13 protein-coding genes are annotated in these 13,224 nt (G+C 70.9%); 6 read left to right on the top strand and 7 right to left on the bottom strand.

Features of this window, described 5'->3' with window-relative positions; all coding sequences use genetic code 11:
- The first annotated feature begins 41 nt into the window (after window positions 1–41).
- Window positions 42–1,112, top strand: coding sequence for a non-hydrolyzing UDP-N-acetylglucosamine 2-epimerase (gene wecB / locus BQ9890_RS01930; protein WP_075888920.1), 1,071 nt, complete (start codon window positions 42–44; stop codon window positions 1,110–1,112).
- A 17-nt stretch (window positions 1,113–1,129) separates the two neighbouring features.
- On the opposite strand, the gene BQ9890_RS01935 is transcribed toward wecB, so the two are convergent.
- From BQ9890_RS01935 to BQ9890_RS01950, 4 genes are all read right to left on the bottom strand, one after another.
- On the bottom strand, window positions 1,130–2,335 hold the full coding sequence (locus BQ9890_RS01935) for a glycosyltransferase family 4 protein (RefSeq protein ID WP_075888922.1): 1,206 nt from the start codon (window positions 2,333–2,335) through the stop codon (window positions 1,130–1,132).
- A gap of 152 nt (window positions 2,336–2,487) precedes the next feature.
- Complete coding sequence (locus BQ9890_RS01940; RefSeq protein ID WP_230297774.1) at window positions 2,488–3,474, bottom strand: Gfo/Idh/MocA family protein; 987 nt, start codon at window positions 3,472–3,474, stop codon at window positions 2,488–2,490.
- 1 nt (window position 3,475) lies between these two features.
- Entirely contained in the window at window positions 3,476–4,579 is a 1,104-nt protein-coding gene (locus BQ9890_RS01945) for a DegT/DnrJ/EryC1/StrS family aminotransferase (protein WP_075888926.1), read from the bottom strand.
- The gene (locus tag BQ9890_RS01950) at window positions 4,576–5,181 is read right to left on the bottom strand and encodes an acyltransferase (protein WP_075892577.1); all 606 of its coding nucleotides are present in this window, start codon (window positions 5,179–5,181) and stop codon (window positions 4,576–4,578) included. Before BQ9890_RS01950 ends, BQ9890_RS01945 begins: the two co-directional genes overlap by 4 nt.
- 101 nt (window positions 5,182–5,282) lie before the next feature.
- Between BQ9890_RS01950 and BQ9890_RS01955 the strand changes: the two genes are divergently transcribed.
- From BQ9890_RS01955 to BQ9890_RS14660, 4 genes are all read left to right on the top strand, one after another.
- Window positions 5,283–5,957 (top strand): glycosyltransferase family 2 protein, encoded by a 675-nt coding sequence (locus tag BQ9890_RS01955; RefSeq protein ID WP_078062172.1) that lies wholly within the window; start codon window positions 5,283–5,285, stop codon window positions 5,955–5,957.
- 1 nt (window position 5,958) lies between these two features.
- Window positions 5,959–6,420, top strand: coding sequence for a DUF2304 domain-containing protein (locus BQ9890_RS01960; RefSeq protein WP_075888930.1), 462 nt, complete (start codon window positions 5,959–5,961; stop codon window positions 6,418–6,420).
- Window positions 6,421–6,485: 65 nt separating this feature from the next.
- Entirely contained in the window at window positions 6,486–7,835 is a 1,350-nt protein-coding gene (locus tag BQ9890_RS01965; protein ID WP_075888932.1) for an LCP family protein, read from the top strand.
- Between the two features lie 623 nt (window positions 7,836–8,458).
- Entirely contained in the window at window positions 8,459–9,340 is an 882-nt protein-coding gene (locus BQ9890_RS14660) for an LCP family protein (RefSeq protein ID WP_075888934.1), read from the top strand.
- Window positions 9,341–9,406: 66 nt separating this feature from the next.
- Here BQ9890_RS14660 and galE read toward each other — a convergent pair whose 3' ends face one another.
- Complete coding sequence (gene galE, locus BQ9890_RS01975; protein WP_075888936.1) at window positions 9,407–10,399, bottom strand: UDP-glucose 4-epimerase GalE; 993 nt, start codon at window positions 10,397–10,399, stop codon at window positions 9,407–9,409.
- 179 nt (window positions 10,400–10,578) lie between these two features.
- Window positions 10,579–11,178: a 5-(carboxyamino)imidazole ribonucleotide mutase gene (purE, locus tag BQ9890_RS01980; protein WP_075888938.1), complete on the bottom strand. Its 600-nt coding sequence runs from the start codon at window positions 11,176–11,178 to the stop codon at window positions 10,579–10,581.
- A 443-nt stretch (window positions 11,179–11,621) separates the two neighbouring features.
- Here purE and BQ9890_RS01985 point away from each other — a divergent pair, with 443 nt between their 5' ends.
- A complete protein-coding gene (locus tag BQ9890_RS01985; RefSeq protein WP_075888940.1) occupies window positions 11,622–11,987 on the top strand; it encodes a hypothetical protein in 366 nt (121 codons plus the stop codon).
- 7 nt (window positions 11,988–11,994) lie between these two features.
- Here BQ9890_RS01985 and BQ9890_RS01990 read toward each other — a convergent pair whose 3' ends face one another.
- Window positions 11,995–13,155 (bottom strand): 5-(carboxyamino)imidazole ribonucleotide synthase, encoded by a 1,161-nt coding sequence (locus BQ9890_RS01990; protein WP_075888942.1) that lies wholly within the window; start codon window positions 13,153–13,155, stop codon window positions 11,995–11,997.
- Window positions 13,156–13,224 lie beyond the last annotated feature (69 nt).

Genomic DNA, 13,224 nt, shown 5'->3' on the forward strand with positions numbered 1-13,224 from the left:
GCCCGCTCCGGGCCTCGTTCGCCTGTCCGTAGACTACCGTCATGCGCATCGTCTCGGTCGTGGGTGCCCGCCCGCAGTTCGTCAAGCTCGCCCCCATCTCCCACGCCTTCGCCCGTGCCGACCTCGACCACGTCATCATCCACACGGGACAGCACTACGACCCCATGCTCTCCGACGTCTTCTTCGACGAACTCGACATCCCCTCCCCCGACATCCACCTGGGAGTCGGTTCGGGCTCCCACGGGCACCAGACGGGCGCCATGATGGCGGCCCTGGACGATGTCCTTCCGGGGCTGGAACCCGACTGGGTACTGGTCTACGGGGACACCAACTCCACGCTGGCGGCGGCTGTGTGTGCCGCCAAGCTCCACCTGCCGCTCGCGCACCTGGAGGCGGGGCTGCGTTCCTTCGAGCGACGCATGCCCGAGGAGGTGAACCGTGTCCTCACCGACCACGCGGCCGACCTGCTGCTGGCACCCACCTCGGTCGCGGCCGCACACCTGGCCGACGAGGGCCTGTCGGGCAGGACCGTCGTGGTGGGCGACGTCATGACGGACGTGCTCATGGCGGTGCGTGACCGGATCCTGGAGCTGGGCACCCCCTCCCCGATCGCTGCGGAACTCGGCCTGGAGGACGGCTCCTACACCGTTGCCACCATCCACCGGGCGGAGAACACGGACGACCCCCGGCGTCTGGCGGCCGTGCTGGAGTCCCTGCGCCGGGTGGGCCATCCCGTGGTGCTCCTGGCCCATCCACGTCTGGTGGCCCGCTGCTCCGAGTTCGGCCTCGAACTGGGAGGAGGGGCGGTCCTCTCCCATCCCCCGGTGGGCTACCGCGAGCTGGTGGCCTCCGTCATGCGTTCCCGTGGCGTCATCACCGACTCGGGTGGACTGCAGAAGGAGGCCTTCCTGCTGCGGATCCCCACGACCACGGTACGACCCTCCACCGAGTGGGTGGAGACCGTTGGGCTGGGATGGAACGTCCTGGCGGAACCCGGCCCCGCCCTCGTCGCTGCCGCCTCACGACCGCGGCCACAGGACACGGAGGCCACCCCCTACGGGGACGGACACGCCGCCGACCGCGTCGTGCAGGCACTCCGGCAGGACCTCTGAGCGCCCCGGGGCACGTGTCAGCGTGACCCCGTGAGGGCACCCAGCACGATCTCGGCCGCCCTGCGCCCGGTGGTGTCCAACGAGCGGTGCTCCAGGACCCAGGCGCGCAGGTGCCCGCGGTCCCGGGGACGATCCAGCACGTCCCGGATCGCCTCGGCCACCGCGCCCGGCTCATGGTCGGCCACGGCACCGAGGTCGGCACCGGTGATGTCCTCCACGACAGGTCCGACCCCGGCGAAGACCACCGGTGTCCCGCAGGCCAGCGCGGCCAGCACCTTGGTGGGGTAGGCGAAGTCGTACCCCTTGCCCGGGACGACGGACACGAGGGCGACCTCGGCCGCCGCCTGCCACCGCGCGGCTTCCACCGCCGGCCGCTGACCGATGAAGTGGATCCGGGGGTCGCCCCCGGCACGGTCCCAGATCGAGGGAAGAGCTGTCCCCTGGCCCATGAACACCAGGTGCAGGTGCGGGTGGGTGGCCCCAAGTTCGCGGAATGCGTCGACGAAGACCCCCGCTCCCTGCCACTCCGAGGCGGTGCCGGCGTAGACGAGGAAGTGCTCGGGCATCTGCTCCGAGGATCCCGGGGGCGGTGGGGTGTCGGGGGAGGTCGCGGGGTCCTCCCGGTGGGTGCCCCCCTGCGGTGCGAAGACCTCCGTGTCGATGCCGTTGGGCACCACCCGCACATCGCGCGCACCGAGCTCCCGGACCCGCTGGGCGACCCCGTCACTGACGGCGATGACGCGGGAGGCACCTCGCAGGACGAAGCGCTCGACCATGCGCAGACCGGCCACGACCGGACGGGGCACATCCATGGACACCGCGGCGTCCGACCAGACGTCGGCGGCGTAGTGGACATAGGGCACGTGCCGCAGCGCGGCGACGACGCGCACCACGGCCCCGGTGGTGGGCGGCGGCTCGGCGACGATGACATCGGGCCGCGGGTGCATCTCCAGGAGCCGGAAGAAGAGGGGGAGGTCGAAGGACAGGTACTGCGCGTACCCGCGCAGGTAGCCGTCCCTGCCGCGCAGGGTGCGTGCCCGCAGGACCCGCAGCCCTGACTCCTCCTCGACGGATCGGGTGCCGGCAGGTCGTGACGTGAGCACGCGGACCTGGGCACCGGCCCTCCCCAGCGACCTCGCCACTGCCGTGAGCCGGAAGGCGGCGGCCGCGACCTCGGGGGCGTAGATCCGCGTGGCGATGACGACACGAGGGCGCTGGGACACTCTGCCTCCCGTTCTGCTGGACTGTGGTCCAAGTGTGCACCACGACGGCACCGGGAACACCGGAGCTCTCGGATGCCCAACCCCTGTGCTGTCAGGCCTCCCGGAGTCGGTCGCACCGCCGCACCGTGCCGGACGTGCGCGGGGGTGGGGACTCACATCCGCATGACCTCACCCGTCCGGGCCGATTCGAGCACCGCCTCCACCACGCGCAGGGTCGACACGGCCTCGGCCATGGTCACGTGGTCCGCCCCGACCCCCAGGATCGCGTCCCTGAAGTGCTCCAGCTCCACGGCGATCGGCTCACGCTTGACCAGGGCGTAGCGGGTCATCGTCCCCTCCGACACTCCGCGGAATGCCGCGATCTGGTCCCACTGGACGGGCAGGCGACCGTTCTCGAAGAAGGTGAGGTCCCCCATCGCGGTGTCCGCGACCAGGGCGCCGTGCTCACCGGTGACGATGGTCGTGCGGTCCTTGAAGGGGGTCAGCCAGTTGACGAGGTGGTTGACCAGGACCCCGTTGGCCAGGCGTCCCGATGCGACCAGCATGTCCTCGTGCGCGCGGCCCGACCGGTACGCGGTCTGGGCGTAGACCGAGGCGTAGGTGGATCCTGACACCCACGCCGTCAGGTCGATGTCGTGGGTCGCCAGGTCCTTGACCACGCCCACGTCGGAGATGCGGGCCGGGAAGGGTGACTGACGGCGGGTGACGATCTGGTGGATGGCGCCGAGCTGTCCGGCCGCGATCCGCCTGCGCATGTCCAGCAGGGCCGGGTTGCAGCGCTCCACGTATCCCACGGCACCCACGAGGCCGGCCCGTTCGAAGGCCGCAGCCACGCGCTCCCCCGTGGCCACGTCGATGGCCAGGGGCTTCTCCACCAGGGTGTGCACACCCGCTCCCGCGAGCGCCAGGGCGGCCTCCTCGTGGAACGAGGTGGGCACCGCGACGATGGCCGCATCGATCCCGGCAGCGATGAGCGCCTCCACGTCGGCCAGGACCTCCAGGTCACCGGCCACCCCGAAGTGGTCACCCCCGGGATCCGCCACCGCCGCCAGTTCCAGTCCCTCGGTGGCACGGACGTTGCGCACGTGGTGGCGTCCCATGGATCCGATGCCCAGGACCCCCACCCGGATGTCCGCCATCTCAGGCACCCGCCTTCGCACACGCATTGACGCCCTCGACGATGCGCTCCAGATCCGCGCTGCTGAGCGCAGGGTGGACGGGCAGGGAGAGGACCTCGCGGGCGGCGCGCTCGGTCTCGGGCAGGTCCAGGCCGGGGGCGAAGTGCTCCAGGGAGGGCAGGCGGTGGTTGGGGATGGGGTAGTACACGCCCGACCCGATCTGCCACTCCTCCCGCAGGGCCTGCTGGAAGCGGTCCCGCTCGCCTCCCTGCACGCGGATCGTGTACTGGTGGTAGACGTGCTCGGCGCCCGCGGCCACCGGCGGCACCACGACACCCTGCAGGTGCGCGTCCAGGAAGGCGGCATTGGCACGGCGCTGCTCGGTCCACCCCGCAACCTTGCCCAGCTGCACCCGTCCGATGGCGGCGTGGATGTCGGTCATCCGGTTGTTCAGTCCCACCAGTTCATTCGCGTAGCGACGCTCCATCCCCTGGTTGCGCAGCAGCCGCACCCGACGTGCCACCTCCGGGATGCGGGTGGTGACCATGCCGCCCTCACCCGAGGTCATGTTCTTCGTCGGGTAGAGGCTGAAGGCCCCGAAGGTGCCGAAGGTGCCGACCCTGGTCCCCCCCAGGGCGGCGCCGTGTGCCTGGGCGGCGTCCTCGAAGACGGCCAGGCCGTGGCGCTCGGCCACTGCCAGGATCCGGTCCATGGCAGCTGGGTGCCCGTAGAGGTGCACCGGCATGACGGCGCGGGTGCGCGGGGTGATGGCCGCCTCGACGGCGTCCGGGTCCAGGCAGAAGGTCTCAGGATCGATGTCGGCGAAGACGGGGCTGGCCCCGGTGATGGCCACCGAGTTCGCGGTGGCGGCGAAGGTGAAGGAGGGGACGATCACCTCGTCCCCCACCCCGATGCCCGAAGCCAGCAACCCGAGGTGCAGCGCGGAGGTCCCGGAGTTGACGGCGACTGCCTCGGCCCCGTCGACCAGTGCCGCGGAGAACTCCTCCTCGAAGGCTGCCACCTGCGGGCCCTGGGCCACCATGCCCGAGCGCAGAACGGCGGAGACCGCGGCCACCTCCTCCTCTCCGATGAGTGGGTGGGCGGCGGGGATCAGTTCACGGGTCATGCGGGATCGACTTCCTCAAGGTGGTCGGGTGTGCTCAGGCGGTACAGGGCGCCGGTGCGCGGACAGCGCAGCAGGTCGGGCTCCCCCTCGACGGGTTCCAGGCGGACACCTGCGCGCCCCACCCACCCGATGCGGCGCGCAGGGACCCCGGCGACGAGGGCGAATGCGGGGACGTCGCGGGTGACGACGGCACCTGCGGCGACGCTGGCCCAAGCTCCGACGTGGACCGGGGCCACGCACACGGACCTGGCTCCGATCGCGGCGCCCTCGTCGATGGTGACACCGACGGGCTCCCAGTCCTGGGTGGACTTGAGCGATCCGTCGGGGTTGACGGCGCGGGGCGAGTGGTCATTGGTGAGGACCACCGCGGGGCCGATGAAGACGCCGTCGCCCAGGCGGGCGGGTTCGTAGACCAGGGCGTAGTTCTGCACCTTGCAGTGGTCACCCATCCTCACCCCGGTGCCGATGTAGGCACCCCGCCCGATGACGCATCCCCGGCCCAGCACCGCGTCCTCGCGGACCTGGGCGAGGTGCCAGACCTGTGATCCCTCGCCGATGGTCGCACCGGCGGCGACATCGGCCGAGTCAGAAATCCGTGGCATGTGCCCTCCGATCCACACGGCTCCCGCAATCCTACGATCCCGGCACCGCCCCACACCGTCTCGGTCGTGTGCGCGGCGCGCGTGATGCCACAATGGTGCCCATGTCGAGCAGTGACGACGTGTGGGTGGTGGTGCCCCTGCACAATGAGGCCACCGTCATCGCCGACGTCCTCACCGAGTTGCTCGGGTCCTTCCCCCACGTCCTGTGTGTGGACGACGGGTCTGCGGACGGGTCCGGGGACCTGGCGCTCGCCGCAGGCGCGGCCGTGGCCACCCACCCCCTCAACCTCGGGCAGGGCGCGGCGCTCCAGACCGGTTTCGACTACGTCCTGCGCCACACCGACGCCCGCTACGTCCTCACCTTCGACGCCGACGGCCAGCACCGCACCACGGATGCCGAGGCCATGGTGGCCGCTGCGCGCGCCGACGACCTGGCCATCGTCTTCGGATCGCGATTCCTCGAGGGCCCCACCGAGGTCGGCCGACTCCGACGCGTCATCCTGCGCACAGCGGCACTGGTGACGCGGATGCGCACCGGGATGAAACTGACGGATGCCCACAACGGGTTGCGCCTCATCCGGCGCGATGCCCTGTCCGGGATCCACCTGGACCAGAACCGCATGGCGCACGCCACCCAGATCGTCCACCAGCTCGCGGCCACGGGAATGACCTGGAGGGAGATGCCCGTCCACATCCGCTACACCGACTACTCGCGATCGAAGGGGCAGTCCCTCCTGAACTCCGTGAACATCCTCGTCGAGCTGGTGCTGCGCTGACATGGACAGCTACTGGCTGATCAAGATCGTCCTCCTGGCGGGCCTGCTGGTGGTGGCGTGGTTCCTCATGCGCCCCGTGCGCTCCCAGGGGCACCTGGCGCTACGGCGCCTCGGCATGATCCTCATGATCGTCTTCGCCATGTTCGCCGTGCTCTTCCCGGGTCTGCTCAACCGCGTCGCATGGCAGCTCGGTGTGGACCGCGGGATCAACCTGTTGGTCTATGTCCTGGTGCTGGCCTTCTTCGCACAGGTGGCGACCGCCTACAGGCGGGACTCCGCCAATGAGGCACGCCTGACGGGCCTGGCCCGGGCCATCGCCCTGGAGACGGTGCGCCTGCCCGGTCCACCTCGGCCGTCGCCGTCCCTCGGGGGCGAGGGGACCCCGGGCGTGGACGACACCCGCGGCCCCCTCGACACCGGGGACGAGGGCGACACCACCGCGCCGGGAGCCCCGCACAGCTGAGCCACAGGCGCGCTGTGGGTGACCGGACAGGAGACATGCCGCACCGGGCGCTAGGATCAAGCCCAATGAGTGAACACAACGGGGGCACATTCGCCCCGGTCCTCCACGCAGCGACGAATCCCTACCGGTTCGGCGCGGCGCGGGGCGTCCTCGCTGCCCTGCTCTCCGTGATGCTCTTCGTCGGCTCGACGGGCTGGTTCGTCTATCGGGACCTCGCCGGCTCCATCTCCAGCAACGCCATCGACATCACCGGACTGGGTGCGCAGAGCGGCTCCGAGGACACCACGGAGGAGGAAGAGGCTCCGGCCGACTCCTTCGCCGGACACGCCCTCAACATCCTCATCGTGGGCATCGACTCGCGTGAGGACCAGGGCTCCGATGCCTACGGCTCCACCAGTGACGTGGAGGGCATCCGTGGCGACACCACGATGCTCATGCACGTCTCCGCCGACCGCTCACGGGTGCAGATCGTGTCCATCCCGCGTGACCTCATCACCGACATCCCCGCCTGCACCCGGACCGATGGCAGCGTCTCGGGAGCCACCACCGGTCAGTTCAACTCCGCGATCACCATCGGGGCGAACTACGGGTACGACGTCGCCTCCGGCATCGCCTGCACCAAGGCGACCACGGAGAAGCTCACGGGGCTCACTGTCGACGCCTTCGCCGTGGTCGACTTCAAGGGCTTCCAGGGCATGATCAATGCCCTGGGTGGTGTCTGGTTCAACCTGGACGAGCCGGTGTCCGACTCCTATGCGCAGCTCGACCTTCCCGCCGGTTGCCAACGCCTCGACGGGACGCAGGCACTCGCCTACGCGCGCGCCCGCTACGAGCTGGGCGACGGGTCGGACATCTCCCGGATCGGTCGCCAGCAGCAGCTAGTGGCCGCGATCTTCCGGGAGGCGCTCTCGAAGAACTTCGTGACCGACCTGCCGGCCCTGCTCAGCTTCGTCAAGCAGACCCTGGAGTCCGTCCAGCCCTCGACCAACCTCTCCGGGCTCAACAACGATGCGGGCCTGTTGCTCTCCGTGGCCGACATCGACAAGGAGAACATCCAGTTCGTCACCATGCCGGTGGGCGCCGCGTCATGGGACCCCAACCGTGTGGTCGCCACCGAGCCGATGGCGTCCGACCTCTGGGCGGCCCTGGCAGCGGACGGGGCCCTGCCCGTGGGCATCACCTACACCGATGGCACCGGTGCGGAGAGGACCGTCCCTGAGCCGAGCACTGCCCAGAGCGGCGCGACCGGCTCCGAGGACCAGTCCACCACTGAACCGGCACCTGCCGAGACGGTCACACCCGACCAGGGGGCGTCCCCGGAGCCGTCGGTCGTCGAGGAGCAGTGCCCCCCGGCCGACGACAAGGCCTCCGGTCGGGCGGTGGATCCCGCTGATGTGTGGGTTCCGGTGTCCTGATGGTGGGCCAGCCGCCCTCGTTCCGCCCGGGTGAGTCGAGGGAGCGTCCCGACGAGTCCGGAGCAAGGACGATTGGCCCCGAGTCCGGGACGACGGCGTCCGAGGAGGGCGCGGCGGTCAGGCGCGAGTCGGTGAGCAGGCGCGGGTTCTCCGACCAAGCGGTCCCCGACCGCACCGCTGATCCGGATGCGGCCCGCCAGTGGCAGGTCAGGCGTGGTGGGGCCCCGGAGCCGGGTTCCGGGCAGCCGCCCTCGTTCCCACCCAGGGGCATGCCCACGGACGGTGACACCCCCGGGGCGGGGAGCACCCAGTCCCCGCGCAGCACCGGTGGCCCTCGCGCCATGCCTCCCTCCATCCCGCCCGCGCGGAACGCGCAGGGCACCTGGGCTGCTCCCACCGGTCAGGACCGCCACGGCGCATCCGCCCACTCGTCATCGCCACGCGCACCGGCGGCCGCTGCCCCCCGCGCTTTCACGCAGTCCACCCCGCCCCGTCAGGCGGCCAGTGGTTGGCGCCCCGCCACCCCCGTGACCCGTCCGGGCGTCCCCACTCCGCCGCGGGATGCGCGACCGCGGCGGCGGAGGCGCCGGCGGTGGCCGCGTCTCCTGGTCCTGCTCCTGCTCGTGGTCCTGGCGTGGCCGGCGTTCCTCCTCTGGGACGCCAACCGGAACCTGGGCCGGACCGATGCCCTCTCCTCCGGTACCGGCACTCCCGGGACCACCTACCTGCTGGCCGGTTCCGACTCCCGCGCCGACGGTGCCGTCCAGGACGGGACCGAGGGCCAGCGCGCCGACTCGATCATGCTCGTCAACGTCGCGCCCAACGGCCAGGCCTCCGCGACGTCCCTGCCGCGTGACACCTATGTCGACATCCCCGGTTACGGGTGGAACAAGCTGAATGCCTCCTACTCCTTCGGTGGCGCGCCCCTGCTGGTCGAGACGGTCGAGACCCTGACCGGTCTGCACGTCGACCACTTCGTCGAGATCGGCATGGGCGGTGTCGGCAACATCGTCGATGCCATCGGAGGTGTCGAACTCTGCCTCGACATGGACGTCAACGATGCCTACTCGGGCCTGGTGTGGCAGTCGGGGTGCCACGAGGCCGACGGCACGACCGCTCTGGCCTTCTCCCGCATGCGCTACTCGGATCCCCTGGGTGACATCGGACGGGCCCAACGCCAACGCCAGGTGGTGGAGAAGACGGTCTCCACGGCGATGTCGCCTTCCGTGCTGCTCAACCCCGTCTCCGCGTTCCGCCTGGAACGGGCGGGCTCCGGCGCCCTGACGGTCGATGAGGACTCGGACGTCATCGACATCGCCCGTCTCGTCCTGGCGTTCCGCAGTGCCGGAGGCGCCTCACTGACCGGTGCCCCGCCGATCGAGTCCCTCGGGTACGGGACGGCCGCCGGCTCCGTGGTCCTGCTCGAGGACCAGACGGCACCCGACTTCTTCCAGAAGGTCCGCGAGGGGACACTGACTCCGGCGGACATGGAGCAGAGTTTCTGACCGAGCACCGGTCTGCGCCGGGGACAGGTGTCCCCGAGCCACTGGTGCCCGTGTCGGGACGAGCCCTCAGGCGGTGGGGGTGTCGATGTGGCGCGGACCCGCCTGCCAGGCCTCCCACGCGGACTCGAGGATCTCCTCGACACCGAGGTTCGCCTTCCAGTCCAGGTCGACGGCGATCCTGTGGGGGTCCCCGATGAGCTCCGGTGGGTCACCTGCACGCCGGGGCAACTCCTCGACGGGGAAGTCCCAGCCGGAGACCCGGCGCAGACCGTCGATGATCTGGCGGACCGAGGTGCCGATGCCGGTCCCGACGTTGAAGACGTGGTGCCCGGGCGCACTGCCCGTGAGCTTGTCCAGGGCGTGCACGTGGGCCTCGGCGAGGTCCAGGACGTGGATGTAGTCGCGGATGCAGGTCCCGTCCGGTGTCGGGTAGTCCGTGCCGAAGATCTTCACGGAGTCCCCCCGCGCCAGGCGGTCCAGCAGCATCGGGACCAGGTTGAGGACGGCCGGGTCGGCCAGGTCGGTCCACCCGGCGCCCGCGACGTTGAAGTAGCGCAGCCCGATCCACTTCAGGCCCCAGGCGCGTTCGCAGTCGGCCATCATCCACTCACCGATCAGCTTCGTCTCCCCGTAGGGGTTGATCGGGTGCTTCTCCACGTCCTCGGACACGACGTCGACCGGGGGCATGCCGTAGACGGCCGCCGAGGAGGAGAAGATCATCTGGTCGACACCCGCGTCCTCCATGGCCAGCAGCATGTTGGCCAGGCCGCCGATGTTCTGCTGGTAGTACCAGGCGGGACGTTCCACCGACTCGCCGACCTGCTTGCGGGCCGCGAAGTGGATGACGGCGGCGACGTCCTCGTCGACCATCGTGTCCGAGAGGACCTGCCGTGCCCCGTCCGAGGACACGTCGACCTGGACCAGCTTCGCGTCCCCGATGCGCGATGCCTTCCCGTAGGAGAGGTCGTCGGCGACGACGACCTTCTCACCGCGTTGCTGGAGGACCCGGACGACATGTGCGCCGATGTAGCCGGCGCCTCCGCTCACGAGAATGCTCATGGCCCCAGTCTATAGCCCGTCGGGTGGGCGTCGGGGCACGTCGCGGTGGGGACGGGGAGAGGTCCGGACGGACGGGGTCGCAGGACGGACCCGGTACCTGCGGACACGGAGCCGGTCTGCGGCGTACGGAGTCGCCGGACCGTCGCCGGAGCTTGCGGGCCCGACCCCGGGGCGCAGCGTCAGGCGCCGGGCTCTCCTCCCGCGCGCGAGGCGTCCTCCACCCGTCGGGCCAGTGCTGCGCCCTTGTCCATCGCCATTCCCCTGAGGTCGGCCTGGAACCCACGCATCCGTGAGCGCAGGGCGGCGGCGCCCTCGTCCGCACCCGCGGCGAGGATGCGCACGGCGAGCAGGCCCGCATTGCGTGCGCCCCCCACCGAGACGGTGGCCACCGGCACACCGGCGGGCATCTGGACGATGGAGAGCAACGAGTCGACGCCGTCGAAGTGCTTGAGCGGCACGGGAACCCCCACCACGGGCAGTTCCGTCAGTGCGGCGAGCATGCCGGGCAGGTGGGCCGCTCCCCCGGCGCCCGCGATGAGGACCCGCAGCCCGCGCGCGGATGCCGAGCGCCCGTAGGTGACCATGTCCTCGGGCATGCGGTGGGCCGAGATGACGCCGACCTCCGCGTCGATCCCGAACTCGGCGAGGGCCTCGACGGCGGGGCGCATGGTCGGCCAGTCGGAGTCCGACCCCATGACCACGCCGACCACGGGGCGCTCACCGGTCGGGGTGAGGAGGGGGGAGTCCCCCACCGGCGGGGGTGTCGCTGTGTGGTCCATCGCTGTGTCCTCCACGGGTTCCTCCCCGGGCCTGGGCCCGTCGCCAACCGGGCCGGTCAGTCAAGATTCCCGGCCCCTCGTCATTGTCCCCCAGATGGCTGTCGAATGGCACGCCCCCTGCCGCCCGTCCCGACCGACGCTGGCATCGCCACCTGTACTTCTCCTGCCGGTGGACTCCGGAAGTCTCCGGAGTCCACCGGGGCAAACGTGCCCGCAGCCCACGGAGCCCTCGATGGTCTGAGTTGACACAGCGACGGACATGGCAACGGTGCAGTCGACTCCTGCCCCCGGACATCCACAGCCGGTGCAGGGCAGGCGGAGGTCCGCCACCAATGGAGATGAGGGGGTCATGATGCCCACGAAGACTTCACGTACCACTGCCAGACGCACCGCATCCCGGACGCACCGCATCACGGAGGCGGACGTCCTGGCCGCTCGCCGTCGTGGTCGGCGTCCCACTGGGCCTGCTCCTCTACACATGGGCCAGCCTGGGGTCCTACAACTGGTTCTACAGCACCGGTCGGTTCGAGCTCTACGCGGGCATGCTCGCCAGTTCACTGGCGGCGACGACGGGCGCATTCCTGGGTGCTTCGTGGCCCCGGACCGGACTCGTCACGGGGACCACTGCGGCCGTCATCCTCGTGGGAGCACTGGTCGCGGAGCTGATCGTGGGACCCGACATTGCCTCAGGTGCGTCCTCCGTTCTCAGGCCCGCTCTCGCGCACGGCGGAACGAGCGTGGTGACAGGCGCCGTCGTCTGCGCGACCTTGGTGTGTTCAGCCGAGTGCGCACGCGACCGCCACCGGTGACGCCAGCTCACTCCCCGCGGAGTGCCGTCACCGCCGCCTCAGCCTGGGCGCGCGCGGCGGCCAGGTCATCACCGCACACGGTGACATGGCCGAGCTTGCGTCCCGGCCGGACCGACTTGCCGTAGAGGTGCACACGCGCGTCGGGTGAGGCGGCAAATGCACCACCCAGCCCCAAGGCCGGGTCGGGCAGCTCGCTGCCCAGCAGGTTGACCATCACGGACCACGGGGCCCGGGGACTCGGGTCACCCAGCGGGAGGTCGAGGACGGCGCGCAGGTGCTGCTCGAACTGGCTGGTGACGGCGCCGTCGATGGTCCAGTGCCCGGAGTTGTGGGGCCGCATGGCCAACTCGTTGACGAGGATGCGTTGGCCGCCCTCGTCCCCGGGTCCCTCCACGAGGAACATCTCGACGGCCAGAACTCCGGTGACCCCGAGCTCGCGTGCGATGGTCTCCCCGATCACGCGGGCCTCCTCGGCGACGCCCGGGGCGAGCCCCGGGGCGGGGGCCTCGACCTCGGCGCAGACGCCGTGGCGCTGGATGGTGCGTGCGACGGGCCAGGAGCGGACCTCGCCGGAGGGGCGGCGGGCGAGCAGGGCGGCGAGCTCGCCGGTGAAGGGGACCTTCTCCTCCGCCAGCAGGGGGCCACCGTGGGCGAACCAGTCGTCGACGTCCGAGGCGGTGCGGACCACGCGCACGCCGTGGCCGTCGTAACCACCCACGGGGGTCTTGACGATGACGGGCCAACCGACCTCGTCGCCGAAGCGGTGCAGGTCTGCGGGGGTGTCGAGTCGCGCCCACCGGGGGCAGGGAATGCCGAGGGCGGACAGCCGTTCGCGCATGGCGAGCTTGTCCTGGGCGTAGAGCAGCGCGGAGGCCGGGGGGTTGACGGGCAGGTCCGGGGGCAGGGACGCCAGGACCGACTGGGGGACGTGCTCGTGTTCGAAGGTGAGGACGTCGGCGCCCCGGCACAGGTCCACCACGGCCGGGGCGTCGGAGGCCTCCCCGACGCTCGAGTCCACGACCACCTGTCCGGTCGAACCGTCCCGCGCCTCCACGAGTGCCCTGAGGTGCACCCCCAGCGCAATGGCACTCTCCTGCATCATCCTGGCCAGCTGGCCCCCGCCCACGACGGCGACCACGGGTGCTTGGGTTCCTCTGGTGTCCGACACGCGCCCAACCTACCGCGAAGGATGCCGCCCCGGCCCAGCGGGACCAGCCCACGGAAACCCACCCCGCCC

This window comes from Actinomyces provencensis (genome assembly GCF_900155435.1).
Classification (GTDB): domain Bacteria; phylum Actinomycetota; class Actinomycetes; order Actinomycetales; family Actinomycetaceae; genus Pauljensenia; species Pauljensenia provencensis.

Bases quoted from the DNA above. Each gene is read 5' to 3' on its own strand.
- wecB (WP_075888920.1), top strand. From the start codon at position 42: ATGCGCATCGTCTCGGTCGTGGGTGCCCGCCCGCAGTTCGTCAAGCTC.
- BQ9890_RS01940 (WP_230297774.1), bottom strand. From the start codon at position 3,474: ATGGCGGACATCCGGGTGGGGGTCCTGGGCATCGGATCCATGGGACGC.
- BQ9890_RS01945 (WP_075888926.1), bottom strand. From the start codon at position 4,579: ATGACCCGTGAACTGATCCCCGCCGCCCACCCACTCATCGGAGAGGAG.
- BQ9890_RS01950 (WP_075892577.1), bottom strand. From the start codon at position 5,181: ATGCCACGGATTTCTGACTCGGCCGATGTCGCCGCCGGTGCGACCATC.
- BQ9890_RS01955 (WP_078062172.1), top strand. From the start codon at position 5,283: ATGTCGAGCAGTGACGACGTGTGGGTGGTGGTGCCCCTGCACAATGAG.
- BQ9890_RS01960 (WP_075888930.1), top strand. From the start codon at position 5,959: ATGGACAGCTACTGGCTGATCAAGATCGTCCTCCTGGCGGGCCTGCTG.
- BQ9890_RS01965 (WP_075888932.1), top strand. From the start codon at position 6,486: ATGAGTGAACACAACGGGGGCACATTCGCCCCGGTCCTCCACGCAGCG.
- galE (WP_075888936.1), bottom strand. From the start codon at position 10,399: ATGAGCATTCTCGTGAGCGGAGGCGCCGGCTACATCGGCGCACATGTC.
- purE (WP_075888938.1), bottom strand. From the start codon at position 11,178: ATGGACCACACAGCGACACCCCCGCCGGTGGGGGACTCCCCCCTCCTC.